This window comes from Bacteroides ilei (genome assembly GCF_900128495.1).
GTDB lineage: Bacteria > Bacteroidota > Bacteroidia > Bacteroidales > Bacteroidaceae > Phocaeicola > Phocaeicola ilei.
Window position 1 is genome coordinate 546,893 of record NZ_LT635801.1, and the last position, 25,031, is coordinate 571,923.

General features: G+C 50.2%; 19 protein-coding genes and 1 pseudogene. 7 read left to right on the forward strand and 13 right to left on the reverse strand.

The window, feature by feature from the left end:
• The first annotated feature begins 303 nt into the window (after nt 1-303).
• The 3 genes from BQ7489_RS02290 to queF are packed head-to-tail and all read left to right on the forward strand — an operon-like array spanning nt 304 to nt 2,177.
• Nucleotides 304-990: a queuosine precursor transporter gene (locus BQ7489_RS02290; protein ID WP_072529880.1), complete on the forward strand. Its 687-nt coding sequence runs from the start codon at nt 304-306 to the stop codon at nt 988-990.
• Nucleotides 991-992: 2 nt separating this feature from the next.
• Nucleotides 993-1,685 carry a 7-cyano-7-deazaguanine synthase QueC gene (gene queC / locus BQ7489_RS02295; RefSeq protein WP_113745229.1) on the forward strand — a complete coding sequence of 231 codons (693 nt, stop codon included), beginning with the start codon at nt 993-995 and terminating at the stop codon, nt 1,683-1,685.
• A gap of 36 nt (nt 1,686-1,721) precedes the next feature.
• Nucleotides 1,722-2,177 carry a preQ(1) synthase gene (queF, locus tag BQ7489_RS02300; RefSeq protein WP_072529882.1) on the forward strand — a complete coding sequence of 152 codons (456 nt, stop codon included), beginning with the start codon at nt 1,722-1,724 and terminating at the stop codon, nt 2,175-2,177.
• A gap of 44 nt (nt 2,178-2,221) precedes the next feature.
• Here queF and BQ7489_RS02305 read toward each other — a convergent pair whose 3' ends face one another.
• A complete protein-coding gene (locus BQ7489_RS02305) occupies nt 2,222-4,048 on the reverse strand; it encodes a DNA polymerase III subunit gamma/tau (RefSeq protein ID WP_072529883.1) in 1,827 nt (608 codons plus the stop codon).
• 128 nt (nt 4,049-4,176) lie between these two features.
• On the opposite strand from BQ7489_RS02305, the gene BQ7489_RS02310 reads away from it, so the two are divergent.
• Nucleotides 4,177-4,500, forward strand: a complete 324-nt coding sequence (locus BQ7489_RS02310) for an FtsB family cell division protein (RefSeq protein WP_072531990.1) — start codon at nt 4,177-4,179, stop codon at nt 4,498-4,500.
• Nucleotides 4,493-4,837 carry a hypothetical protein gene (locus BQ7489_RS02315; protein WP_072531991.1) on the forward strand — a complete coding sequence of 115 codons (345 nt, stop codon included), beginning with the start codon at nt 4,493-4,495 and terminating at the stop codon, nt 4,835-4,837. Before BQ7489_RS02310 ends, BQ7489_RS02315 begins: the two co-directional genes overlap by 8 nt.
• 1 nt (nt 4,838) lies before the next feature.
• Here the strand turns inward: BQ7489_RS02315 and BQ7489_RS17710 are convergent, their stop codons facing one another.
• From BQ7489_RS17710 to BQ7489_RS02335, 5 genes and pseudogenes are all read right to left on the reverse strand, one after another.
• Entirely contained in the window at nt 4,839-4,997 is a 159-nt protein-coding gene (locus BQ7489_RS17710; RefSeq protein WP_239496913.1) for a hypothetical protein, read from the reverse strand.
• A 24-nt stretch (nt 4,998-5,021) separates the two neighbouring features.
• Nucleotides 5,022-5,891: pseudogene (locus BQ7489_RS17945) on the reverse strand (acyltransferase family protein); the annotation flags it as partial.
• Nucleotides 5,892-5,910: 19 nt separating this feature from the next.
• Nucleotides 5,911-7,248, reverse strand: a complete 1,338-nt coding sequence (locus BQ7489_RS02325) for a cytidylate kinase family protein (RefSeq protein WP_072529885.1) — start codon at nt 7,246-7,248, stop codon at nt 5,911-5,913.
• Nucleotides 7,249-7,401: 153 nt separating this feature from the next.
• A complete protein-coding gene (locus BQ7489_RS02330) occupies nt 7,402-9,564 on the reverse strand; it encodes a S46 family peptidase (RefSeq protein WP_072529886.1) in 2,163 nt (720 codons plus the stop codon).
• A 150-nt stretch (nt 9,565-9,714) separates the two neighbouring features.
• Complete coding sequence (locus tag BQ7489_RS02335; protein WP_072529887.1) at nt 9,715-11,880, reverse strand: S46 family peptidase; 2,166 nt, start codon at nt 11,878-11,880, stop codon at nt 9,715-9,717.
• Between the two features lie 181 nt (nt 11,881-12,061).
• Here BQ7489_RS02335 and BQ7489_RS02340 point away from each other — a divergent pair, with 181 nt between their 5' ends.
• Entirely contained in the window at nt 12,062-12,769 is a 708-nt protein-coding gene (locus tag BQ7489_RS02340; RefSeq protein WP_113745230.1) for a DUF4369 domain-containing protein, read from the forward strand.
• A 182-nt stretch (nt 12,770-12,951) separates the two neighbouring features.
• Here BQ7489_RS02340 and BQ7489_RS02345 read toward each other — a convergent pair whose 3' ends face one another.
• The 7 genes from BQ7489_RS02345 to BQ7489_RS02370 form a co-directional block, all read right to left on the reverse strand.
• Nucleotides 12,952-13,701, reverse strand: a complete 750-nt coding sequence (locus tag BQ7489_RS02345; RefSeq protein WP_072529888.1) for a lysophospholipid acyltransferase family protein — start codon at nt 13,699-13,701, stop codon at nt 12,952-12,954.
• 102 nt (nt 13,702-13,803) lie between these two features.
• Nucleotides 13,804-14,991 carry a metallophosphoesterase gene (locus BQ7489_RS02350; protein ID WP_072529889.1) on the reverse strand — a complete coding sequence of 396 codons (1,188 nt, stop codon included), beginning with the start codon at nt 14,989-14,991 and terminating at the stop codon, nt 13,804-13,806.
• A 9-nt stretch (nt 14,992-15,000) separates the two neighbouring features.
• Nucleotides 15,001-15,906 carry a vitamin B12 dependent-methionine synthase activation domain-containing protein gene (locus tag BQ7489_RS17250; protein ID WP_083580438.1) on the reverse strand — a complete coding sequence of 302 codons (906 nt, stop codon included), beginning with the start codon at nt 15,904-15,906 and terminating at the stop codon, nt 15,001-15,003.
• Between the two features lie 21 nt (nt 15,907-15,927).
• Entirely contained in the window at nt 15,928-17,271 is a 1,344-nt protein-coding gene (locus tag BQ7489_RS17255; RefSeq protein WP_083580440.1) for a dihydroorotase, read from the reverse strand.
• Nucleotides 17,268-18,023 carry a polyprenol monophosphomannose synthase gene (locus BQ7489_RS02360; RefSeq protein WP_072529890.1) on the reverse strand — a complete coding sequence of 252 codons (756 nt, stop codon included), beginning with the start codon at nt 18,021-18,023 and terminating at the stop codon, nt 17,268-17,270. The genes BQ7489_RS17255 and BQ7489_RS02360 overlap by 4 nt, the downstream gene beginning before the upstream one ends.
• A gap of 42 nt (nt 18,024-18,065) precedes the next feature.
• The gene (locus tag BQ7489_RS02365) at nt 18,066-19,262 is read right to left on the reverse strand and encodes an esterase (protein ID WP_072529891.1); all 1,197 of its coding nucleotides are present in this window, start codon (nt 19,260-19,262) and stop codon (nt 18,066-18,068) included.
• Between the two features lie 2 nt (nt 19,263-19,264).
• A complete protein-coding gene (locus BQ7489_RS02370) occupies nt 19,265-21,463 on the reverse strand; it encodes a tetratricopeptide repeat protein (protein WP_072531993.1) in 2,199 nt (732 codons plus the stop codon).
• A 193-nt stretch (nt 21,464-21,656) separates the two neighbouring features.
• On the opposite strand from BQ7489_RS02370, the gene mfd reads away from it, so the two are divergent.
• A complete protein-coding gene (gene mfd / locus BQ7489_RS02375) occupies nt 21,657-25,019 on the forward strand; it encodes a transcription-repair coupling factor (protein ID WP_072529892.1) in 3,363 nt (1,120 codons plus the stop codon).
• Nucleotides 25,020-25,031 lie beyond the last annotated feature (12 nt).

Here is a 25,031-nt window from a genome sequence, read left to right on the forward strand (position 1 = left end):
TGTAATGTAATGGTTGTAACGGGAGGGAGTACGCTCTGTTTCGAGCATCGTTTTGTGGCGGTGTGGATCAGGGGTTCTTGGCAGGCATATGTATTAATTAGTGTTAAAAATAGGCAGAAAGGCACAAAACTTTTCATAATTGTGCGTTATAATGAGAGAAAAGAGGAGGATCCAGGCTTCCCGGTTCTGCAGATTCCGAAATTATTCGTATCTTTGTGCCCCGGATAGAAAAAGAGAACATTCACATGCGATGCCGTGAGTAGCGGCCGTGTATTCTAGAACACCACGTAAAAAACAGGAGCGATGAAGAAAGAAAACCTTGTTTCGGTACCTTTCATGGTCTTGGGTATCGTGTTTTGCGTCTGCCTGGTGGCAGCCAATCTGTTAGAGACCAAAGTTGTCCAGCTCGGGCCTGTGGCCGTTACCGCCGGACTGATTGTATTCCCCGTATCTTACATTATCAACGATTGCATTGCCGAAGTGTGGGGCTTCCGCAAGGCACGGCTCATCATCTGGATGGGATTCCTGATGAACTTCTTTGTAGTGGCCCTCGGGCAGCTGGCCATCGCCATACCCGCCGCACCGTTCTGGCAAGGCGAGGAAGCGTTCGACTTCGTGTTCGGCATGGCGCCCCGTATAGCCGCCGCCAGTCTGATGGCCTTCCTGGTGGGCTCGTTCATCAACGCCTACGTGATGAGCCGCATGAAGGTAGCTTCGCAGGGACGTCATTTTTCGGCCCGTGCCATCCTCTCTACCGTGGCGGGCGAGAGTGCCGATTCGCTCATCTTCTTTCCGCTGGCTTTCGGCGGACTGATGCCCGTGAACGAGCTGGTGAAGATGATGGTGGTGCAGGTGGTGCTGAAGACCGCCTACGAGGTGGTGATCCTGCCGGTGACCATCCGGGTGGTGAACTACATCAAGCGCGTGGACGACAGCGACGTGTACGACGAGCATATTTCTTACAACGTATTGAAAATAAAGGAGATTTGACGATGAATAATCAAGCTGCACTGGTTGTGTTCAGTGGCGGACAGGATTCCACCACTTGCCTTTTCTGGGCGAAAAAGCATTTTAAGGAGGTTTATGCCTTGAGTTTCGTTTATGGTCAGAAACACGTGAAGGAAGTGGAGCTGGCCCGTGCGATAGCCGGCAAGGCAGGAGTACATTTCGATGCGATGGATGTTTCGTTCATCGGGAATCTGGGACGGAATTCGCTCACGGATACTTCCATCAAGATGGATGAGGTGAAGCCGGACGGCTCGTTCCCCAATACGTTTGTGCCGGGACGCAACCTGTTCTTCCTGAGCATTGCGGCCGTATATGCCCGTGAACGGGGTATCTACCACCTGGTGACCGGGGTTTCGCAGACCGACTTCAGCGGTTATCCCGATTGCCGCGACTCGTTCATCAAGTCGCTGAACGTGACGCTGAACCTGGCCATGGACGAGCAGTTCGTGATCCATACGCCGCTGATGTGGATAGACAAGGCGGAGACCTGGGCGCTGGCCGACGAGCTGGGCGTGCTGGACATCGTGCGCCACGATACGCTGACCTGCTACAACGGTGTGCAGGGCGACGGGTGCGGACATTGCCCGGCGTGCAAGCTGCGCCGTGAGGGACTGGAAAAATACCTGGCTTCGAAGGGGGAGACGCTGGAGCGCCTCAAGGAAGCCGATGTGGAATGAATGGAATTACCCGAACGAAGAAAAAGACGAATCTGTATGGAAAGAAAAGACGAATTGACGATACTGGGAAAGACTACTGCCTACAAGCAGGATTACGCTCCCGAAGTGCTGGAGGCTTTCGTGAACAAGCATCCGGAAAACGACTACTGGGTACGTTTCAACTGCCCGGAATTTACCAGCCTGTGCCCGATTACGGGCCAGCCCGATTTTGCGGAAATCCGCATCAGCTACCTGCCCGACGTGAAGATGGTGGAGAGCAAGAGCCTGAAGCTCTACCTGTTCAGTTTCCGTAACCACGGCGATTTCCACGAGGATTGCGTGAACATCATCATGAAGGACCTCATCAGGCTGATGGACCCGAAATACATCGAGGTGACGGGTATCTTCACGCCACGCGGAGGGATCTCCATCTATCCGTACTGCAACTACGGCCGTCCGGGTACCAAGTACGAGGAGCTGGCCGAATACCGTATGCGTAACCACGACCTGTAACACACGGGCGGGCGTGCCCGGCGGGGGCCACGCCACGATACGCATTACGAGAGTTCCAGTCCGAATTCCTCTTTCAGTTTCAGCAGGTCGGGGTTCTTCTTGCTCATCATGTTGAAACGTTCCAGATGGCTGTATGCGCGCACATTTTCATTTTTCTGGCTTACGCGTACAGTCATCTTTATTTTCCGGTTATGGAGTTGCCCGCGCAGGTGGTTCTCTATCTGCGGCGCCAGGTTCTTCATGTACTTCTCTACCATCCCGTTGTCTACCACTACTTCGAATGTCTCCTTGTCGGCTAGCAGGTGCGGGGCGATGTTCATCATACGGGCCGCGTTGGCCGCTTCTTCCTTCGGGAGGCGGGAGGCGAATTCCCTCCAGTAATAGTTCAGGTCCTTTTCGTTGAAGATATAGTCTTCATACGTACTGTCGGTCATGGCTACGGTCTCGGGCGTCGGCTGGCGGCTGGCGGCGGGGGCCTGTTGTGCGTTGTTCCTGTGCCGGATGGAGAAGGTTTCCAGGGCTCCGGCCTTTACCACCGGTATCTTCTGCGACGGCGTCTGCACGGGCAGGGGACTTACGTGTACAGGTCGGGCAGGCGACTGAGGAGATGATGTCCCTGCGCTTGCGGGAGCCGTCTGCTGATGTGCGGGTACGGCCTGCGCCTGTGCGGGGCGTACGGCCTGCGCCTGTTGTCCGTTGGCCGGTTGGCCCTGTGCCTGGTTGAATATGGGTTTGATGGTCTGCGCAGGGCCGTGCCCTCCGCCGGCGTCGTCCGTTTCGGCGGTGAGCTGCGCCACCTGTATCAGGGTGAGCTCTATCAGCAGCCTCCTGTTCTTGCTTACCCGGTAGTTCAGGTCGCAGTCATTGCATAGTTTCATGGCCTTGTAGATGAATTGCGGCGTACATTTCCGGGCCTGTTCCTTGTAGCGTTCGCGGATAGACGCCCCCACTTCCAGCAGCGGGAGTGTAGCTTCGTCACGGCTCACGAGCAGGTTGCGGAAATGGCTTGTAAGGCCCGTTATGAAATGATTCCCGTCGAATCCCTTGGTGAGCACGTCGTTGAAAAGCAGGAGGCAGTCGCCTACCCGGTTGGCCAGGAAATGGTCGGTAAGCTTGAAATAATATTCGTAGTCCAGCACATTCAGGTTGTCTATCACGCTCTTGTAGGTGATATGTCCGTTGGTGAAGCTCGCCACCTGGTCGAAAATCGACAAGGCGTCACGCATACCTCCGTCGGCCTTCTGTGCGATGATGTTCAGCGCTTCGGGTTCGGCCTCGATCTGTTCTTTGGCGGCCACCTTCTCCAGGTGCTCCACAATGTCGTTGATGCCGATGCGGTTGAAGTCGTAAATCTGGCACCGGCTGAGGATAGTGGGCAGGATCTTGTACTTTTCGGTAGTGGCCAGAATGAAGATGGCATGGTGCGGCGGCTCTTCCAGCGTCTTGAGGAAGGCGTTGAAGGCCGATTGCGAGAGCATGTGCACCTCATCGATGATGTACACCTTGTATTTTCCGATCTGCGGCGGGATGCGTACCTGTTCGATCAACGAGCGGATGTCTTCCACCGAGTTGTTCGAGGCGGCATCCAGTTCATGGATGTTATACGAGCGCTGCTCGTTGAACGCCCTGCACGATTCACATTCGTTGCAGGCCTCCCCGTCGGCCGTAGGATGCAGGCAGTTGATCGTTTTGGCGAAGATGCGGGCACAGGTAGTCTTACCCACGCCCCGCGGTCCGCAGAACAGGTAGGCATGAGCCAGTTTCTGGTTGGCAATGGCATTTTTCAGGGTAGTTGTCAGCGCACGCTGGCCCACTACGGTATCGAATGTCGCCGGACGATATTTACGTGCCGATACGATGTAATTCTCCATACGTCGGATGTGATTGTTTAAGAAAGGTGATACGTTAAACTCTTCACAAATGTACATAATTTATCTGTTTTCTGATGTGCTTGCCGGTAAAATTTATATCTTTGCCGTTAAATCATCTGGTACTTTTTATGAGCAAACTGAAGCAATTGTGGAACTTTATCCGCCGTTACAAGTACATTGTCACGGTGTTTGTATTCTTGTTGATAATCGGCGTTCTGGACGAGGACAACAGCCTGATCCAGCGTTTCAGACACTGGCGTGAAATCCATGAGCTGAACACCGAGATAGAGAAATACCGCCGTCAGTACGAGGAGGACAGCAAGACCCTGAAGGAGATTACCAACAACCCGAAGGCGCTGGAGAAGGTAGCGCGTGAAAAGTACCTGATGAAGGAAGAGAATGAAGATGTATTTGTGTTTGAGGAAGATCTGAAGAAGAATGAAGATGAGTAAATTTTATCCTACCATATCGGTCATAGGGGCTGTCCTGCTTCTGGCAGGGGCGGTCATACAGATAACGCGTCTGGAGTGGGCGCCTTACCTGTATCTGCTGGGTGCCGTCATGTTCTCGTATGTGCAGGTCATGACCGGCTACGAAGGCAAGAGTTTTGTGATACGGCGTCTGCGCCGCCAGCAGATCATAGGCGCCATACTGCTTGTAGTGACGGGCGTGATGATGATTGTGTGGCATAACAACGAGTGGGTGCTCTGCCTGACCATAGCGGCCGTACTCGAACTTTACACGGCGTTCCGCATCCCTCAGGAAGAGGAGAAGGAGAAACGGGGCTGAGTCAGCCGCCGGATGGAGTGTGGAGGGAGCTTTCAGGCTCCTTTTTTTGTGCCCTGGCGCGGAGTACCTTCCTGGCGAGCCGTACGAATCCCATGCGGAGCAGCTCGGCCACCATTCCTCCGGCAAACAGGATGAGTGAGGAAAGCAGCACACTTTCCACGGGCGGGAGCTGCGTGTGGAGTTGCCGGGTGACGAGGTGGCTCAACCGGAATGCCTTGTTCTCGTGGAAGAGGTAGATCCCGAATGTGGTCGCGGCCAGGAAGTTGACGGTTTTGTGGCAGTTCATTTTCCAGTTCCGGAACAGATAGAACAGGAAGAGCGAGTCGGCCAGCATGAGGCTCGAGTGGCGTCCGATGTTACAGAAGAATACCTGGAGGAACCGGGTGTAGGGAACCTCCTTCAGCCAGCAGGAGGAGGCTATGATGAGGAGGGTGCATACCGTAAACCCGGCGGCCGCGTGCCGTTCGAAGAAATTGCCCGGGCGCGACAATACGATGCGGCAGGTCAGGTAGATGGCGATGAAGAAGGGAAAGTCTTCAATGAACGTGCCGTGCGACTGGAAGTTGGCGAGCAGCAGGAAGGCCGCCAGCACGTAGCATACCGGTCCCTGCAGACTGATACGGTTCAGGTAGGGGATGATGGCGTAGAGCGCCAGGTACGACCAGATGAACCAGTAGCTGGTGGTGAAGAACGGCGAGAACAGGAAGTCGTTTCCGAGTCCTTCGGCCCACGATGCCAGACTCTTGTGACCGGTGAAATAGCTGATGGCGTAGAACACGGCGATGTAGAACAGCGTCATGGCAATCATTCCCACGGTCTTGTGGAGTTTCACTTCGGTGGCCTTGCGCATGAACCAGGCCGTGATGATGATGAACGTGTCTACCCCCAATATGCCCCACGAGCCTATTGCGGTAAGGATGATGCGTTCGCCTTCCGTACATTCGTTCCGTTTGATGGCGGATGTACAATGGAACAGGACAATCATTCCCATGCATACCAGGCGTAGCAGCTCGATATTGCTTTCACGGCGTTTCTTGCGGGTGGCGGTATCCATAACTCAGTCTGTAGTTGTCTTAGCGTTCGGCGTCATGTTGGCTGAGCTTGGATCGGTAAAGCTGGCTTATCAGGTTGCAGGCGGTCTGCATGTCCATACTTCCCGTGTTGATGGTCAGGTCATATTGGTGCGGGTCGCCCCATTTCTGGCCCGTGTAGTGCTGGTAATGGGTGATACGGGCCTTGTTGATCCGTTCAATTTCGGCCTGCGGGTTTTCGGCCTGGAGCTTGTATTCTTCTACGCACCGTTTCAGGGCACTGGCCTTGTCGCAATAGCAGAATATCCTGATGAGCGAGCTGCCGGGCAGGTCCTTCAGGATATAGTCGGAACAACGGCCTATGATGACGCAGGATTCCTTCCGGGCTATTTTCCGTATGACACGGCTCTGTGACACGAACAGGGCGTCGGCCGAGGAGAGGCTCCGTTCGATGGGCGATTCATAGTCCTGCAGGATGATGTTCAGCAGGTAATTGGACGACATGGACTGCTCGTTCTGGGTGATGTATTTTTCAGAGAAGTTGCTTTCGCTCGCCACCATCGAAATCAGTTCCTTGTCGTACGAATTGATACCCAGCTGTTTGGCCAGCATCTGTCCCAGCTGGCGTCCGCCGCTTCCGTATTCACGGGTGATGGTGATGACAAGAGGATGTGGCACGGCATGGGCGCCGTCGGCCGCTTCTGCCCCTGTAGCCGGCCACGGAGACACGTTGAGCCATCCGTTGAATATGTTCATGTACGGGTTGAGGAAATGTACGATAGGGCCTACAATCAGGGCGGCGATGACGGTTCCTTCACGTACCCCTTCCAGTCTTCCCAGGAAGATGACCGACAGGATGCAGGCGATACTTACCAGGGTGACGTCGAAGCAGACCTTTACGAAACCGAATTCCTTGCGGATGAATTTGGAGATGACCTGTACCAGGTACTCTCCCGTAACCATGGCTACATTGGCCTTTACCTCCAGACCGATACCCAGGGCCAGCAGGAAGCAGCCTACAAGCAGGGTGAATACCTGGGTGAGGTAGTGTACCGGAGCAAGCCAGTACAGTATATTCATGGACACGTCAATGAACGATCCGAAGCATAAGGTGATGGGAACCTGGATGAGCAGCTCGTATTTCTTTTCCTTGATTTCATTTCGTTTCATGAGTACCATTTCCAGCAGGATAAATACCAGGTTCATCAGGATGGTATATTGTCCCATGGTGAGGTGCGCAAAAAGGCTGAGTACGTAAGGTACGCTGGATATGGGCGAGGTGCCCAGCAAGGCTTTGGTTATAACCGCGATACTGAAAGAATTGACAAATATGGCGCCGAGAAAAAGCAGATAGCGCCTGAACGTTTCTTTTGAACTCATAGTAATGTCCTCATTATCTAATACATTGCAAATTTAATGAATATCGGGTGACATTGTTCTGCCGGCTCTGCTTTTGTTGAGTAAAATAACGGGCTCCAGACCGGAATAACCAGTCTGGAACCCGTGGAAATGCATGTTTTTCGTATTTTCTGCTTATCTGATAATGTCCATTTCCTCTATCAGGTGGCGGGCACCCGCATACTTGTCGATGATGAACAGGATGTACCTGATGTCTACGCAGGCGGCGCGTTGCAATGCCGGGTTATAGGCTATGTCGCCGGTAAGCCCCTCGTAGTTGCGGTCGAAGGCCGTACCAATCAGTTCCCCGCGGGCATTGAACACCGGAGATCCGGAGTTTCCTCCCGTGTTGTCGGTACCTGTGGCGAAGCACACCGGCATCCGTCCGTCGGGCATGGCATATTCTCCGAAGTCCTGCTTTTCATACAGCTCTTTCAGTTTGGCCGGGACGATGAATTCGGGATTGTCCGGGTCTTCTTTTTCCATGACACCCTTCAGGGTGGTGTAGTAGAGGTATTCCACACCGTCGGCCGGCTCATAGGAACCTATTTTCCCGTATGTGAGGCGCAGGGTGGAGTTGGCGTCCGGATAGACCAGCTTCCCTTCTTTCTTTTTCAGCTCAAGCATGCCCGATACCCACGTCTTGTGTGCCAGGTTATATGCGTCCGTTTCTTTCTTCATGCTCTGGCCGGCCTCGTTGTAACCGTCCTTGACCGAGCGTGCGTACCGTACCATCAGGTCGTTCCTGAGGACATCGGCCGACGGCTTGCGGATGAATTCGTCGAGGGCTTCCGGGCTACGGAACACCGAGCGGTCGAAACATGCGTCTACAAATCGGTCCGTATTTCCCTGGAACTCTTCGTCGATGACCTTGAAGATACCGATGCGTTGCGCTTCCGGCACCAGTCGGGCATACAGGGCGATGAGCTGTTTGGACACCTTACGGTCCACGTCGGTGTTATAGTCCTTGTTGAAGAATTTTCCGCCCGCCTTTTCCAGCTTTTCCAGTTCCTGTTCGGTCTGTTTCCTGTCTCCCTTTTCGAGGGCCTGGAGAAGTTTGCCGGTATCGGGTATCTTGGAGAATTCCGTACCCAGCATGAGGGCTTCATAGATGGCCTGCTGGTTATACATGGCGTCATGGCGTTTGGCCACAATGTCTCTGATGGTTTCGTAGGCCTGCCGGTAGGCGTTGTTTCCGGTCTCCTCTCCATAGGCCAGCAAGCGTTCCTGCTCGGCACGTTTGCGGTCGAGCACTTTCAGGTGTACCAGACCTTCGTTCATGCCGATGGCGTTTTTCCAGTAGTTGGCCGATGAAGCGTATTTGGCCGCATATTGGATGCGTGTCCTGGCGTCTTTGGCCATTTCCTCACCCAGTACGCGCAACCGCACTCCACGTACCGTGTCGCGCATGAAGTTGGTAGTCTGCATCCGTTCCTCCACTTCATCGCTGATCATGTACCTCCAGTTCCGTCCGGGGAAACCCATGACGAAGGTAAAGTCGCCTTCCTTCACCCCTTTCAGGTTGATGGTTATGTGTCTTTTTACCTTGAGCGGTACATTCTGAGGGGAGTAGGCAGCCGGTTTCCCGTCGGCCGAGGCATAGATGCGGAAGAGCGAGAAATCGCCGCAATGGCGGGGCCACATCCAGTTGTCGGTGTCGGCGCCGAATTTACCTATCGAAGAAGGAGGTGCGCCTACCATACGGATGTCCTTATAGGTAGTCTTTACGAAAAGATAATACCGGTTGGCTCCGTAGAAGGGTTTCAGTTCCAGCGTAGTGAACTTGTCGGTCTTGATCTTCTCTTTCTTGGCGAAGCGTTTGGCTACGGTGGCCAGGTAGGAAGGCGAGAGGTAATTCAGGCCGTCGGGGTCCTTGTCTTTCTTGAGACGCTCCTGCACGTATGACGTCACATCCAGGATACGGTCGATGAATGTAACGCTCAATCCTTCGCAGGGAAGCTCTTCCGTGCGTTTCATGGCCCAGAATCCGTCGGTAAGGTAATCATGTTCGACCGAGCTGTGCTGCTGGATGTAGCTGTATCCGCAATGGTGGTTGGTGAGGACCAGTCCTTCGGAAGAGATGACCTCCCCGGTACATCCTCCGCCGAAATGCACTACGGCATCTTTCAGGCTGACATTGTCCGGACAATAGATCTTGTCTATCGCGATATCCAGACCCAGATCTTGCATGACCGCCGCATTCTGGCTCTTCAGGTCGGTGAGCATCCACATGCCTTCATCGGCATACGTGGTGAGGGAGCATGCGGCAAACAGAGTAGTTAGGATGATGTTCTTCATGTTTTCGCTGTTTTTGGTTTCAATGTTTCGGGTTTCTTGGGTTTCATTTGTTTATCTTTCCTGCAAATATAAGTAAAAGAGCCGGAACGGAAAAGCCCTCCCCGGAGTTCCGGAAAGGGCTTCTTCGTTTTTTTATGTCTGTCGGGGCGATTATTCCACGATGGTCATTTCATCGATCAGGTTCTTGCAACCGCCCAGCTTGTCGAGAATAAAGAGGATGTAACGGATATCTACCGCGATACAACGTTGCAGGTTGTTGTCGAAGTTGATATCGCCTGAAAGAGACTCCCAGTTACCGTCGAAGGCAGCTCCGATAAGTTCGCCGTTGCCGTTCATGACCGGAGAACCCGAGTTTCCGCCGGTAATGTCGTTGGTAGTAAGGAAGCAGGTAGGCATTTCTCCGTTAGGCATGGCGTAGCGTCCGAAATCCTTGTTGTTATACAATTCCTTCAGCTTGGCCGGTACCACAAATTCCGGATTGTTGGGGTCTTCCTTTTCCATCACACCTTTCAGAGTGGTGTAATAGTTGTAGTGCACGCCGTCTTTCGGGTTATACGATTTCACGTTGCCGTAGGTCAGACGGATGGTGAAGTTGGCATCCGGAGCCTTGGGAGTAGGAGCGTACATCTCGCACAGACCTCTTACGTACGTCTTGTGGAGCAGGTCGATGTCGCCGCTGGCCTTTTTCCGTGCGTCATACAGCTTCTGTGCCATTTCATTCTTGGTGGTAGAATATTGTACGGCCAGGTCGTTGTCGATGGCTTCTACGGTAGGATGTGCTATAAACGCGTTGAAGTTCTTTTCATTGGCGAAAATGCTGGTGTCATACAGGGCGTCGACATATTTGTCGGTATCTCCGCCGAATCGGGTCTTGATTGTTTCATAGAATGCAGGAAGAGCTTCGGCAGGCACGTTCTTGGCGTATAACGGAATAAGAACCTTGGCTACTTTACGGTCCACTTCATGGTCATAGTCTTTGTTATGTACGGCGGCGTATGCTTCTTTCAGCAGGCCTACGTTCTTTTCTATGTCTTTCTTCTTGTTCTTTTGCAGGGCCGTCTTCAGGTTATCGAAGATGAGGTAGGTAGCCCCGAATTCGATACCGTTACGGAATGTCTCGTTGAAGTAAGTCAGCTGCTTGGTAACAGGTGTAATGTTCTTTACATAGTCATCGATCTGACTCACTACCTTCTGGTAGGCTTCGTTGTTCTTTTCTTTGGCGAACTTGGCGAAGTTGGCTTCCTGTTCAGCTTTGGCTTCCAGAACCTTGTTGTCGACAATCGCCTTGTTCATACCGATGGAGTTTTTCCAATAGTTGCTTGAGCTGGCGAATTTGCTGGCATACTGGATACGTATTTTGTCGCTGGCCGCCATTTCCTTGCGCAATACCTCCTGGCGGGCTTCACGTACCTGTATACGGGGAGTGTTGGTACCCTCCATACGCAACTTCACCTCGCTTTGGGTGAGGTAACGGCTGGTACTTCCCGGGAATCCCATGATCATGGCATAGTCTCCTTCTTCCAGGCCTTTCAGGGAGATCTTCAGGAATTTCTTCACTTTCAGAGGAACATTGTCCTTGCTGTATTCGGCCGGATTACCGTTTTTGTCGGCATAGATACGGAACATGGAGAAGTCGCCGGTATGGCGCGGCCACATCCAGTTGTCGGTTTCCCCTCCGAACTTTCCGATTGATGAAGGAGGTGCGGCTACCATGCGGACGTCTCTATATGTCTTAATGAAGAAGCAGTAGAATTTGTTTCCTTCATAGAAAGGCAGAGCCTGGGTCGAGATACCCGGTTTACCCTTCAGGTCACTTTTCTTCAATTCCTGGGCGGCCAGTTTTGACAGGTATTCGGAACCGAAGGAATTGATCTCGCTCACCTTGCCGCTTTTGATATCGGCGTTGACCTTGTCGGTTACATCTACGATTCTTTCAACGAACCTGAAGGTCAGTCCCGGAGTAGGAAGTTCCTGGCTACGTTCCTTTGCCCAGAAGCCGTCGGTCAGGTAATCGTGTTCTACAGAGCTGTGTTGTTGGATTGCGCCATATCCGCAATGGTGGTTGGTAAGGATCAGACCGTCGGGTGAGATGATTTCGCCGGTACATCCGCCTCCGAATATGCCTACCGCATCTTTCAATGCCACGGCATTGGGGTTATAGATGTCAATGGCGTCAATTTTCAGGCCTTGGGCTTTCATCCTTTCGGTAAGGTTCTGTTCCTGCATGAGCTGGAGCAGCCACATACCTTCGTCTGCCTTTGCCGGTGAAAAGACTGTACAGATCAGTGCCAGTGCTAAGATTTTTAGTTTTTTCATATATATTACGTTATTAAAAATAGTTCCTACTTATTTAAGGTCGGCAAATATAGCGATTTTTGCGGTTAAAATTTCTGGATAAAGTAATAATCCTCTATTAAGTTTAAATTTTGGTAATTTTTTTCCCATACTTCACGAAAGATTATACCTTTGTCACTTGGAAATTTTAAAGGCTTGATGCATGCATAAATTTTATTTTCTTTTGATGTGTTGTGCTGTCATGCTTACGGCATGTGACAAGAAATATAACATAGAGGGTATATCTTCCGTTTCCAGACTGGACGGTAAAATGCTTTTCATAAAAGTCCCTTCAAACGGCCAGATGGTCAATATCGATTCGGCCGAAGTGATTCATGGACTTTTCAAGATGGAGGGCAAGGTAGACTCTACGGTCATAGGGTCTTTGTATATGGATGACGAGGTCATCATGCCTTTCGTCATAGAAAACGGAAAAATCAATATCAACATAGACAATTCGGGTATCACGATCAAGGGAACGCCGTTGAATGATAGTTTCAACGATTTTGTAATGAAGAAAAACTCGTTGGACGACCGTGCCTATGACGTGGAGCGTCTGGAAAGCCGTATGATTATGGACGGAGAAAATCCGGAGACCATCCGTACCGAAATAGAAAAGAAACGTGCCGAACTCTCTGAAGAAATGGACAAGCTGGCCAAGGAGTTCATCCAGACCAACTACGAAAACGTGTTGGGCCCGGGGGTATTCATCATGTTATGCAACACCTTGCCTTACCCGATGATGACACCCGTATTGGATGAGATCGTGGAGAAGGCTCCCGATTCATTCAAGAACAACCCGATGATCAAGGAATATGTTTCCGTGGCCCGTAGCAATATGGAGCAGATCCGTTCCATGAGCAGCAATTGACGGGATTTCGAAACGAAACGTTATACACACGAAACGTTATAGAAGAGATATAGAGATAAAAAGAACAGCGGTCATTTTCTCCCGGTTTCCGGAGATGACCGCTGTTCTTTTATTATACCGTTGTCTTTTATTATCCCGCTACTTTCTTTTATTATGCTGCTCTTTTATTATTATGTTCCGGTTCAATCCGGATTGTATTGTTTTCCCTTGTATTTTTCCGGCAGATCCTTTTCAATTTCCCGGTATGACTCTTCCATGATGCGCTGGAGGTTCTCTTCGTTCTTTCCGTTCGGATAGATCGGTTTGTGGATGGTGAGCCGCATCGGATGCCAGTGCAACAATTTGCCGGTGCGTGGCAAGACGTTGAACGGGCCGTCGATGGTGAGCGGTACCACGGGCATCTGTAGCTGGTGGGCAATCAGGAACGCCCCCTTCTTGAAGTCGGCCATATGGCCGGTATAGGTACGTGCCCCTTCGGGAAATACCATGAGTGAAGTCCCGTTCTGTAAGATCTTTTCTGCACTCTTGATGGTTTCCAGGATTTTGCGCGGACTTGATTTGTCGACAAAAATGAATCCGGCCGATTCGCATGCTTTCCCTACCAATGGAATTTTTCGCAGACTCTTTTTCATCATCCATTTGAAGTTCCTTTCCAGAAAGCCGTATACCAGGAAGATATCAAAAGATCCCTGGTGATTGGCTATGAAAACATAAGATGTATTCTTCTCCAGATTTTCACGGCCTTTCACCTTGACCGGAAGGAGGAACAGGTAACAGGTGAGTTGCGACCATATCTTTCCGGGATAATAACCCCAGAAGTTGCCGTTACCCAGCCAGCATCCCAATGTGGTGGTAAGGGCCGTTATGATTGTAATGGCCAGGAATATAGGGAGGCCGATACAGATCTGATAGATAATGTACAAGTATTTCATTGTCTGTTCTTTATTATGGATTAAATGGTTGTTTATTCTTCTGTTGGTTGTTTATTCTTCTGTCGTATGGGAAAGGCCGGTTTGCCGAATTTCAAAAGCCTGTCAGTTCCCGTCCTTTTCCAGTGTAATCACGGTTATTTCGGGCCATGCTCCCAGCCTCATGGGGAAGAGCACGTAACCTAATCCGATATTGACGTAGAGTCCCCGTTTCCCTTCCAGGTAAAGTCCGTTGTGCTCCGGATAGATGAAACGGGAGACGGAAAACCCGAATAGGCTGATCTGCATGTCGTGGGTATGTCCGGACAAGGTCAACTGGATATCGCTCTTGGGAAGTACCTCCCGGCGCCAGTGGGTAGGGTCATGGCTCAGCAGCACCTTGAACATGCCGTCGGTTCCGGAAAGTGCTTCCGGCAGGTTTCCCCGGTTGGGGAAAGGAGGGTTTCCGCTGTTCTCTACACCTATCAGGGCTATCGAATCATTTCCTCGCCTGAGTATGGCATGGGCATTGTTCAGCATGTGCCATCCCATTCTCCTTTCGCGCGATATGAGTGAGTCTATGTTATTCTGGCGATCGGCTTCACTTTTCCACCGTGAGTACATGGCATAGTCGTGGTTCCCGAGAACGGAATACACTCCGTCTTTGGCCGTGAGTTGTGACAATTCCGGTATAAACTCCAGCATTTCGTCGGCATTGCTATTTACCAGGTCGCCTGTAAATACGGCCAGATCTGGTTTCAGGGAGTTACAGATGCCGATGGCCTTCTGTATCGCCTTGCCGTTTCCGGTCCAGCTTCCGGTGTGGAGGTCGGATATCTGCAGGATGCGGTACCCCCGGAAAGCTTCGGGCAGGTCGGGGGAACGGAAGGTCACTTCCCTTACCTGGAAGTTTTCTTTGCCTTTTATTGCACCGAACAGCACGTATACAAATGAAACCAGTGCGATGGCGGTACTTAGCAAGACTTCCACCCTTTTTCCATACATCTGGTTATACGGGACATAGCATTTCCGTGCGGTCCATTCACAAAAGCGGATAAACAGGCTCGACAGGGTAAACGCTACTTTCGGAATGGCTACGCACAGGCATACGATAAGAAAAATGCCGGTAACGTTCCGGTAGGCGTTATGAAATATGGCAATGACGGCAAATGCCAGCAGCAACAGGATTGTGGGAGACCAGAACAGGCGCTTGATCCATCGCCGGCCGGTATTCCGCAGGTAGGTACGGTGTATGTACCAATCGGGAAGGAGGAACATGACGAGGAATGCCAATATGACTCTGAGTAATATCATATCTGTTCTTTAGTTTTGTAGATTGCCTAGTAGAAATTTTCTTGTCTTGCCTACGTCGTAACCGCGGCGTGCCGAATAGTCGGCAAGTTGTTCTTCATCGATTTTCCCGACCGCGAAATAGCGTGATGCCGGATGTGAGAACATGAGTCCGCAAACGGAGGCATGAGGTTGCATCATACCGTTTTCGGTCAGCCTGATCCCTATGAGTCCCATGTGTATCAGTTTGTCCAGAAGAAAGCTTACCGATATATCCGGCAGGGAAGGATAGCCTACCGCCGGACGTATGCCCTGGTATTCCTCATCCAACAATTGCTTGATGGTGAGGTTTTCGTCTTTCGCATATCCCCATACTTCTTTCCGTACATGTTCGTGTATCTTTTCGGCGGCGGCTTCGGCCAACCGTTCTCCCAGTGTCTTGATGAGCATGTGCTGATAGTCGTCATGCCTGAACTCCTCTTCCATCTTTTCGTCGATGGTGGTGGCGAATCCTCCTACGGTATCTTTGATGCCCGAAGATAGGGGACGTACAAAATCGCTCAGGCAAAGGAACGGGTCGTCGGGCCGGATACGGGTCTGCTGGCGGAGCAACGGGAAGACACTTCCGTCAAGAATCAGGTTGTCTCCGTCCGAATTGGCGTCCATCAGTTTATATAAAGAGTATACCTGGTAGCGCATGTCTACCTGGTTAAGCATGTGGACCGCATCCTGATAGAGCCGTACCGCTTCGGTAGCCTTCGGCCTGTCTTCTTCCGGAAAACCCGCAATCCATCCGGCCCGGCAGGAGTCACAACCGTGAATTCCGGCGATTGCCGCAAACCGGGGCTGGAACCCCCATGCGTGGAAGAAATAGATCCAGTTGATGTATTCTGCCAATTCGTGAATCTGATAGGTTACGGTCGTTATGGCTGTCTGCATACGATTGTTGTGTATAGGGTTTTAACGTTCGAAAATGAGTGCTTGTCCACGGTTGTCTTTATTTACTTTTCCGTCGGTGTAGGCCAGGTTGCCGTTGACAAAAGTCTTTTCCACTTTTGCGTGGAAGGTGCGTCCTTCCATCGGGCTCCATCCGCATTTGCTTTCAATGCATCCGGTGGTGACGGTCCATGTCTTTTCGGGGTTGACCAGAACCAGGTCGGCCTGGTATCCAGGTCGGATGAAACCACGCCTGCTTATCTGGTATAGTTCGGCCGGTGCATGACACATTTTCTGTACCAGTTGCTCGATGGTCAATACTCCTTCGCGGACCAGTTCCATTATGCTGACCAGCGAGAATTGCAGGGTAGGCATACCCGAAACGGCTTTCAACGCCCCTCCGTTCTTTTCACTCAGCAGATGAGGAGCATGATCGGTACCTATTACATCAATCAGGTTGGTTGTCAACGCCTGGCGGAGGGCGTCCCGGTCGGCACGGGTCTTTATGCTGGGATTACATTTGATGCGCGTACCCAGTGTCTTGTAGTCTTCATCACAGAACATCAGGTGAGAGACGCAGGCCTCGGCCGTTATCTTTTTCTGGCCGATGGGTTTGTCTTCGAACAGGCTGAGCTCCCGGGCCGTACTGACGTGAAGGATGTGGAGGCGGGCTCCGGTTTCACGTGCCAGTCTGACCGCAAGTGAAGACGATTCGAAACATGCTTTTTCACTACGTATAAGCGGGTGGAAACTGATGTCCGGGTCTTCTCCGTATCTGGCCTTGAAGAGTTCCGTGTTTTCACGGATGATATTCTGGTCCTCGCAATGGGTCGCAATCAACATTCCTGCATTGGAGAAAATCTTGCGCAGGGCTTCCATCCGGTCTACCAGCATGTTACCGGTACTGGCTCCCATGAATAGCTTGATACCGCAAACGTGGGTCTTGTCAAGTGATGGAAGCAGATCGGCGTTGTTGTTGGTCGCTCCGAAATAGAAAGAGTAGTTTGTAATACATTTGGTAGCCGCATCCGTGAATTTGGCATCGAGAGCCTCGAGGGTTGTTGTCTGGGGGATGCAGTTCGGCATATCCATGAACGAGGTGACTCCACCTGCCGCCGCCGCCGCCGTTTCGGTAGCCATATCGGCTTTATGGGTCAGTCCGGGATCACGGAAATGTACATGGTCATCAATGATACCGGGCAACAGGAAAAGTCCGGTTGCATCTATTGTCTCATCACATGAAACCGAAGGAATCTGGTCTCCACCTTCCAGTACTTCTGCTATTTTTTCATTCTCGATAACAACCGAACCAAGGAACTTACGGCCTTCATTGACGATTGTTGCGTTTCGTATCCATGTACGTTTCATAATTTTTCATGTTTTTTTTGCGGATATTTCTTGAACCAGCTGTCCCATTTGAGTCGGATAACACCGAATACGGCTTCGCCGAAAATGCTGCTGTTCATCTTGGAGGTTCCTAAAACACGGTTGACGAAGATGACAGGGACTTCCACCACTTTAAACCCACATTTGTAGGCCGTGAATTTCATTTCAATCTGGAAGGCATATCCTTTGAAGCGGATCTTGTCGAGATCGATTGTCTCAAGGACTTCCCGGCGGTAGCATTTGAATCCGGCGGTAGTGTCGTGGATGGGTACTCCGGTGATGATACGCACATATTTTGAGGCGAAATAAGACATCAGTACACGTCCCATAGGCCAGTTCACCACGTTGACTCCGCTTACATAACGTGAACCGATTGCTACGTCGCCTCCGTCATCGTGACAGGCTTTATACAATCGGGGCAGGTCGTCCGGATTATGGCTGAAGTCTGCATCCATTTCGAATATGTAGTCGTATTTTTTTTCAATGGCCCATTTGAATCCGGTAATGTAGGCCGTACCTAAGCCTAACTTACCCTGACGTTCGATCATGAAAAGCCGGTCGGGGAATTCCTTCTGGAGACGGCGTACAATGTCTGCCGTACCGTCGGGCGAATTGTCTTCAATAATCAGGATATGGAAGCATTTTTCCAGTCCGAATACGGCACGGATGATATTTTCAATATTTTCCTTCTCATTATAAGTAGGAATAATTACGATACTGTCACTTGTCTGCATACCTCTATTCTTATTTGGTGCAAAGATAGTTATTTTAATACGTTATTTGAACAAGAGCTGCGTAAATTCGGTCAGGTAAATCCGCCAGTTACGCCAGATGTGTCCGCCGTCCGTTTCCATATAAGTATACTTATATCCTTTCCGGTCCAGAAGTTTACGGAATTCGGCATTGTCCTTATAGAGAAAGTCGCCCGATCCTATTCCTATCCAGTACAGACGCGGCGCATGCTTGAATTGTACGGCCAGCTTTTCTTCCAGGTTGTCATAGACATCATTGTTCTCTCCTTTGTTCTGTCTGTTTATAGCGGCCGAGAATAAGCCGACATAGCCGAATTTGTCCGGATAGCGGGCCGAAATGTATAATGAATGGAAACCGCCCATTGACAACCCGCAGATGGCCCGGTGGTTTTTATCGTTGATGGTCCGGTAATGTTTCTCTATGTATTTCATTATGTCCGGGAAAGCTTTTTCTACAGATCCCTCCATCATTTTGGGGTTCATGAACTGGGGCTTCGGCATGCCGTCGGCCGCCTGTCCCGGTGCCGCCTGCTGTCCTCCGTTTCCGTTCGGCATGACTACAATCATGGGCTTGATTTTTCCTTGTGCTATCAGGTTGTCAAGAATCTGGCAGGCTCTTCCCAGGTCTCCCCATGAATCTTCATCTCCTCCTGCACCGTGCAACAGGTAAAGTACCGGGTATTTCTTGTGTCCTTCCGTGTATCCGGCAGGGGTATAGACGGTCATTCTCCGCTGGTCCATGCTCAATGTGGAACTACTGTACCACACTTTTGATATGTTTCCATGAGGGACGTCCTGTACCTGGTAAAGGTCGCCTTTTCCACCACCTACGATAAAGATGTTTGAGATAGTGGCTATATCACGGTTCTGGTATACATTGTTCGGATCGGGCGTGCGTTGTCCGTTTATGTAGAACGTATAGCTGTACAATTCTCCAGGAAGAGAATCGGTAGTCAGTTCCCATAGTCCGTTCTCCTTTTCTTCCATTTCCTTGCGTCCTGGAGCTTCCTGGGTGCCGGCAGGGGTCTGGATATGTCGGGATGGCAGGAAGTCCCCTTCTATTTCAACCTTGGAGGCCTTAGGGGCAACGAGACGGAACGTGACGGTCTTGTCGGGGTTGATTTGTGGAGAGGTGATATCTTCTCCTTTCCATAATGCCTGCTGCCCCCATAAGAAGGAAGACGACAGGCATGCCAATGCAAATACGTATAATTTTTTCATACCTATTCAAGTATTAAGTCGGGTATAAGGTAAATATTCTCTTCGGTGATGTCTTGTTCCAGCAATGCCGGTTTGTCGGCCATGTAAAGTTTCAGGAAAGCGTCGTGCGATCCGCAATTCTTTTCGGCCTTCCTGTAGTTCTCTATTGCCTTGGGTATATTGCCTTGTGCCAGATAGACATGCCCCAGATTTATCCAGTCGGAAGTCTGCATATCATTGGTTGACAACAATTTCTCATAGAAGCGTATGGCATCTTCATACTTCCCGGTCATGAAATAGCACCAGCCGATGGCACGTTGCGCATTGGCAGGTGATTTTTCCAGGTATTCCACTTTGAAGAAATAGGCCAGTGCCTTGTCGTATTTGTGCAGGGTGGCCAGAATCTGTCCTATCTGCATCAGCAGGTTCAGGTTTTCCGGTTGCATGGTTTCTGCCTTCTGGAAATATTCCAGTGATTTTTCATATTGTTTGGTCCGTTTATAGCATTGGGCCAGGTGCTTTATCGTCCAAAGGTTGTCCAGCTTGAGCATGTCCGCCTGTTTAAACGCTTCAATGGCTTCCGGATATTTTTTCATCTTCTGCAGGCTGAAGCCTAACTTCTGCCAAACTTCCGTGTTGTCGGGTTGGGTATGGCTCAGCATGCTGTATACTTGGACTGCCTCTTCGTAATATTCCTTGTTGAAAAGATGTGAGGCTATGCGTCCGAGCTGTTCATCCCGAGTCAGCAACGGCTTGAGCGGAATACAGTTCCAGAAATCGAGCTTGTCTTTGAACAGGTCGGTTTGTTCGTTACGGTAAGCCCATAGCTTGAAGAAACGGTACAGGTCTTGCAGGTATTGCCGGCATACCACGATGGGGGTACGTGCATTTTTTGCATCTTCTTCCAGTTGTTTGATGCTTTCGTTGGCTTCTCCCGAATCAATCATCTGCATACCGAGTATTTCACGTTGTGATTCCGGCAGGTTGGTCAGGGTAAGGCACATTGAATATTTGTCGGAGTTGCAGAACATGGTCGACCTTAACAGCACTTCAATAAAGGATGGCTTGTCGGATGGAGTTTGCTTTTCATCTTTGAAAACCTGTGAAACGGCTGTATTGTGACGGTCAAAGATATAGAACCAGTGGGCGGCCTGCCGGAAAAAGGCGTAACCTTTCAGTTGTGAGAATGTACTCATGTAAGTGTCGGCGCCTTCCATCTGTAGCTGGCCCAGTTCCATGATATTGTCTTTCATATGGTCCAGGTTCTTGTTCCACTCCGGATTCTTTTCTTCCATATCCTCCAGGTCTTCAATATCGATGATCTTCTGCTCCGGATTCATCATCTGTGTACTCCGCATCATTTGAGGAATGATCTCTTCCCGCATTTTCTTGTCGATCTTTTCCGTTTCACGTGAGAGGAGGAACAATAGCTGTACATCGCAGAGGCGTTGTATAAAGCTGTTGTCGTCCGAATAGAGAGAAAACATGGCAAGCAGGTCCGGATACATGGAAAGTCTTTTTTCCTGATAGTATATTATCAGGGAGATGCCTACCAGTGCGCGTTCGCTTACGTTTACATCAGGATGGTTGAAATAGGCGTTGACCAGGAAACGGAACTTGTTCGGATCAAAGATATGTAACAGGTTCAAGGTAACGGCGGTTACGGCTACCGCCAGGTCGTTGGCGGGCAAGGTTACCGATTTGAGCATGTTCTCGGCCGTTTTGATGTCTTCTTCTTTCCAGTAGGGAGATGTCCATAGCTCGTCGAACAACTCGTCCAGAGCGTTTTCATGGTTCCGGTTCAGTTCCAGAAGTTTCTGCCCCAGCTGGTTCTTGTCGGTTATTGTCAGACCCGTGACGTCCAGTTCCTGACTGATGTTTTCGAGTGTTTCAACGAGTTCCTTCAACGAATGTCCGGAACTTGACTGGCTGGCCCGGAACTTGTCGGCAAAGTAACCGAATTCCTTCCGGTATTTTGTGATGAATTCGGTACGGTCGGCCAGTTCGTATGCTTTGCGGTGTAGAGAGGCGTACATTTTACCACGTTCGGGGTCGTCCATACCTTGTGCGGCGTATTGCAACATGTACCCGTACGTATTCTGAAGGTTTTCTATATCTGATTTCAGTTCCCAGTTGTCGGTATCGGCTGCCATCGCACTGAGTTGTACGAATGCTTCTTTTAGTCGGCGCTGGTCCAGCAATTGAATGATGTCATTGTACATAGGTCTTGATTTTGTCTGTTTGTTACTTGCAAATGTAATAATAATTTTTGGATGCTTCTTTTTTAAGTTTATAAAAGTGGGATGACACGCTTTACGGAACGGAAGGAAAGGGAGAATATCCGACAAATACGGAGGGAAGGATTCCATTGAATATAATTATTTTATAATTTTGCAACCGTTTAGAATTGAAAGGATGGAAATAGCAGAACTTCAACGTATTTATGCCAAGCATCCTAATTTTGAAGGCTTGGCCAGACTGGTGGCAGACAAGGAAATCCGTACGGTTTTTCTGGAAGGTGTGCATGCTTCGTGCACTTCGTTGTTCGCCTCCGCATTTCTGAAGAAGATTAATCGTGTGCAGGTATTTATCCTGAATGATCTGGAGGAAGCAGGGTATTTTTATCATGACATGGTGCAGGTGAATGGTGATGGACAGATCCTGTTTTTTCCGTCTTCTTACCGGAGAGCCATAAAATATGGGCAGAAGGATGCGGCCAATGAGATTCTCCGTACTGAGGTGTTGAGCCGTCTGGAAAAGAAGGAGCCCGTGGCGGTTGTCACGTATCCGGATGCACTGGCCGAAAAGGTCGTTTCACAGAAAATCTTGAGTGACCGGACTTTGAAGTTGAATGTAGGCCAGCATATCGATACGGATACCATAACCCGGAAATTGGTGGATTTTGGTTTTGAGCATGTCGATTATGTGTATGAGCCGGGACAATTTGCCACGCGCGGGAGTATTCTGGATGTCTATTCCTTTGCTTCGGAATATCCGTACCGGATCGACTTTTTCGGTGATGAAATAGATAGCATACGTAGTTTTGAGGTAGAATCCCAGTTGTCGAAGGAGAAAAAGGAGGATATAAGTATTGTGCCGGAGCTTACCCAAAGTTGTGAGGGAGACATCGGTTTCCTTGATTTCATACCGGAAGATTCCATCTTGTGGGTGAAGGATTTGCAATGGGTCCGCGAGAAGATCCAGGCGGCACACGACGAGGTTCTTTCTCCCCAAGCCTTGCAGGCGTATGAAGGGGAACAGACCGATCTGATGAATCTGGAGAAGAAATTGATAGACGGAGCCCTGTTTGCGACGAAGGCGCTTGGCTTCCAGAGAATTGATTTCGGAAATAAGGCTACGGGGACTCCTCAGGCCAAGCTGACGTTTAACACTTCCATACAGCCTATTTTCCATAAGAATTTTGATCTGGTGGCGGGTACGTTGACCGATTACCTCCAACGGGGGTATAAGATCTATATCTGTTCTGATAGTGTGAAGCAGACCGATCGCCTGAAGGATATCTTTCAGGAACGGGGAGACCAAATTGATTTTATTCCTGTAGACCGGACCTTGCATGAGGGGTTCATTGATCATACCTTGAAGTGCTGTATCTTTACAGACCATCAGATTTTTGACCGTTTCCATAAATATAATCTCCGGAGTGATAAGGCCAGAAGCGGTAAGGTTGCTTTGTCATTGAAGGAGCTGAACATGTTCGAACCCGGAGACTATGTGGTACATATAGATCACGGTATCGGCCGGTTTGCAGGGTTGGTGCGTATTCCGAATGGAAATACTACCCAGGAAGTCATCAAACTGGTATATCAGAACGATGATGTGGTTTTTGTATCTATCCATTCGTTGCATAAGATTTCCAAATATAAAGGGAAGGAAGGTGAACAGCCGAAGATAAGCAAACTGGGCACAGGGGCTTGGGAAAAGATGAAGGAGCGGACTAAAACCAAGATCAAGGATATTGCCCGTGATCTTATCAAGCTCTATTCGCAACGCAAGCAGGAAAAAGGTTTCAAGTTCAGTCCCGATAGTTTCCTGCAACATGAACTGGAGGCGAGCTTCATTTATGAGGATACTCCCGACCAGTTGAAGGCTACTCAGGAAGTGAAGGCCGATATGGAAAGCGACCGTCCGATGGACCGGCTGGTATGTGGGGATGTCGGGTTCGGTAAGACTGAAGTTGCTATACGGGCGGCTTTCAAGGCCGTTGCCGACAATAAGCAGGTGGCGGTGCTGGTTCCTACTACGGTCTTGGCTTACCAGCATTTCCAGACATTCAAGAAACGTCTGGAAGGTTTGCCGTGCAAGGTGGAATACCTGAGTCGTGCACGTTCTGCTAAAGATACCTCACGTATCTTGAAAGAATTGGCGGCAGGCGATATCAATATATTGATCGGTACCCATAAAATCATAGGGAAGAGTGTCAAGTTCAAGGATTTGGGGCTGCTGGTTATCGATGAAGAGCAGAAGTTCGGTGTGAGCGTGAAGGAGAAATTGCGCCAGTTGAAGGTGAACGTGGATACATTGACCATGACCGCTACGCCTATTCCGCGTACATTGCAATTTTCGTTGATGGGGGCGCGTGACTTGTCGGTTATCCAGACTCCACCTCCCAACCGTTATCCTATCCAGACCGAGGTCCATACGTTCAATGAGGAAATCATTACCGAGGCCATCAATTTTGAAATGAGCCGTAACGGACAGGTGTTTTTCGTCAACAACCGGATTCAGAACCTTCAGGAGCTGAAGGCTATGATTCTGCGTAATATCCCCGATTGCCGAGTATGCATCGGACATGGGCAGATGCAGCCCGAAGAGCTTGAGAAGATTATTTTCGATTTTGTGAATTATGACTATGACGTGTTGCTGGCCACTACAATCATTGAAAGTGGAATTGATATACCGAATGCCAATACCATCATTATTAACCAGGCACAGAACTTCGGCTTGAGTGATCTGCACCAGATGCGGGGACGTGTAGGACGTAGCAACAAGAAGGCCTTCTGTTACTTGTTGGCTCCTCCGTTGGCCAGTCTTACCCCCGAAGCCAAACGCCGTTTGCAGGCCATAGAGAACTTCAGTGATCTGGGAAGCGGTATTCATATTGCCATGCAGGATCTGGATATACGCGGGGCTGGAAACATGTTGGGAGCCGAACAGAGCGGATTTATTGCCGATCTGGGATATGAGACTTACCAGAAGATTCTGGCTGAGGCTGTTACCGAACTGAAGAATGAAGAATTTGCCGACCTTTATGCCGATGAGATCAAGGCTGGGGAGGAGCGGTTCAGCGGAGATGAGTTTGTCGATGAATGTACGGTCGAAAGCGATCTGGAACTTTTGTTCCCGAACGAATACATACCGAGCAGTAGCGAGCGTATGTTGGTGTACCGTGAATTGGACAAGCTGGAACTTGACAGGGATGTAGAGGCTTTTAAGGCAAGGCTTGTCGACCGGTTTGGCAAGATTCCTCCCGAAGGCGAAGAGCTTATCCGCATCGTTCCGTTACGGCGTTTGGCGAAACGGTTGGGAGTGGAGAAAGCGGTCTTGAAGGCAGGACGTATGACTCTGTATTTTGTCAGCAACCTGGAAAGCCCCTATTATCAGAGTGATGCGTTTGGGAAAGTTATCAACTATATGGCCAAATATCCCCGTAACTGTAATTTACGTGAGCAGAACGGAAAGCGCAGTATGGTGGTCAAGGATGTGACCAGTGTAGAGCAGGGGGTACGTATCCTGCAGGAAATAATAAGCTTGTCTTGACGGTTCTGTAAC

Coding starts and splice junctions, on each gene's coding strand:
- BQ7489_RS02290 (WP_072529880.1), top strand. CDS start 304: ATGAAGAAAGAAAACCTTGTTTCGGTACCTTTCATGGTCTTGGGTATC.
- queC (WP_113745229.1), top strand. CDS start 993: ATGAATAATCAAGCTGCACTGGTTGTGTTCAGTGGCGGACAGGATTCC.
- queF (WP_072529882.1), top strand. CDS start 1,722: ATGGAAAGAAAAGACGAATTGACGATACTGGGAAAGACTACTGCCTAC.
- BQ7489_RS02305 (WP_072529883.1), bottom strand. CDS start 4,048: ATGGAGAATTACATCGTATCGGCACGTAAATATCGTCCGGCGACATTC.
- BQ7489_RS02310 (WP_072531990.1), top strand. CDS start 4,177: ATGAGCAAACTGAAGCAATTGTGGAACTTTATCCGCCGTTACAAGTAC.
- BQ7489_RS02315 (WP_072531991.1), top strand. CDS start 4,493: ATGAGTAAATTTTATCCTACCATATCGGTCATAGGGGCTGTCCTGCTT.
- BQ7489_RS02325 (WP_072529885.1), bottom strand. CDS start 7,248: ATGAGTTCAAAAGAAACGTTCAGGCGCTATCTGCTTTTTCTCGGCGCC.
- BQ7489_RS02330 (WP_072529886.1), bottom strand. CDS start 9,564: ATGAAGAACATCATCCTAACTACTCTGTTTGCCGCATGCTCCCTCACC.
- BQ7489_RS02335 (WP_072529887.1), bottom strand. CDS start 11,880: ATGAAAAAACTAAAAATCTTAGCACTGGCACTGATCTGTACAGTCTTT.
- BQ7489_RS02340 (WP_113745230.1), top strand. CDS start 12,062: ATGCATAAATTTTATTTTCTTTTGATGTGTTGTGCTGTCATGCTTACG.
- BQ7489_RS02345 (WP_072529888.1), bottom strand. CDS start 13,701: ATGAAATACTTGTACATTATCTATCAGATCTGTATCGGCCTCCCTATA.
- BQ7489_RS02350 (WP_072529889.1), bottom strand. CDS start 14,991: ATGATATTACTCAGAGTCATATTGGCATTCCTCGTCATGTTCCTCCTT.
- BQ7489_RS17250 (WP_083580438.1), bottom strand. CDS start 15,906: ATGCAGACAGCCATAACGACCGTAACCTATCAGATTCACGAATTGGCA.
- BQ7489_RS17255 (WP_083580440.1), bottom strand. CDS start 17,271: ATGAAACGTACATGGATACGAAACGCAACAATCGTCAATGAAGGCCGT.
- BQ7489_RS02360 (WP_072529890.1), bottom strand. CDS start 18,023: ATGCAGACAAGTGACAGTATCGTAATTATTCCTACTTATAATGAGAAG.
- BQ7489_RS02365 (WP_072529891.1), bottom strand. CDS start 19,262: ATGAAAAAATTATACGTATTTGCATTGGCATGCCTGTCGTCTTCCTTC.
- BQ7489_RS02370 (WP_072531993.1), bottom strand. CDS start 21,463: ATGTACAATGACATCATTCAATTGCTGGACCAGCGCCGACTAAAAGAA.
- mfd (WP_072529892.1), top strand. CDS start 21,657: ATGGAAATAGCAGAACTTCAACGTATTTATGCCAAGCATCCTAATTTT.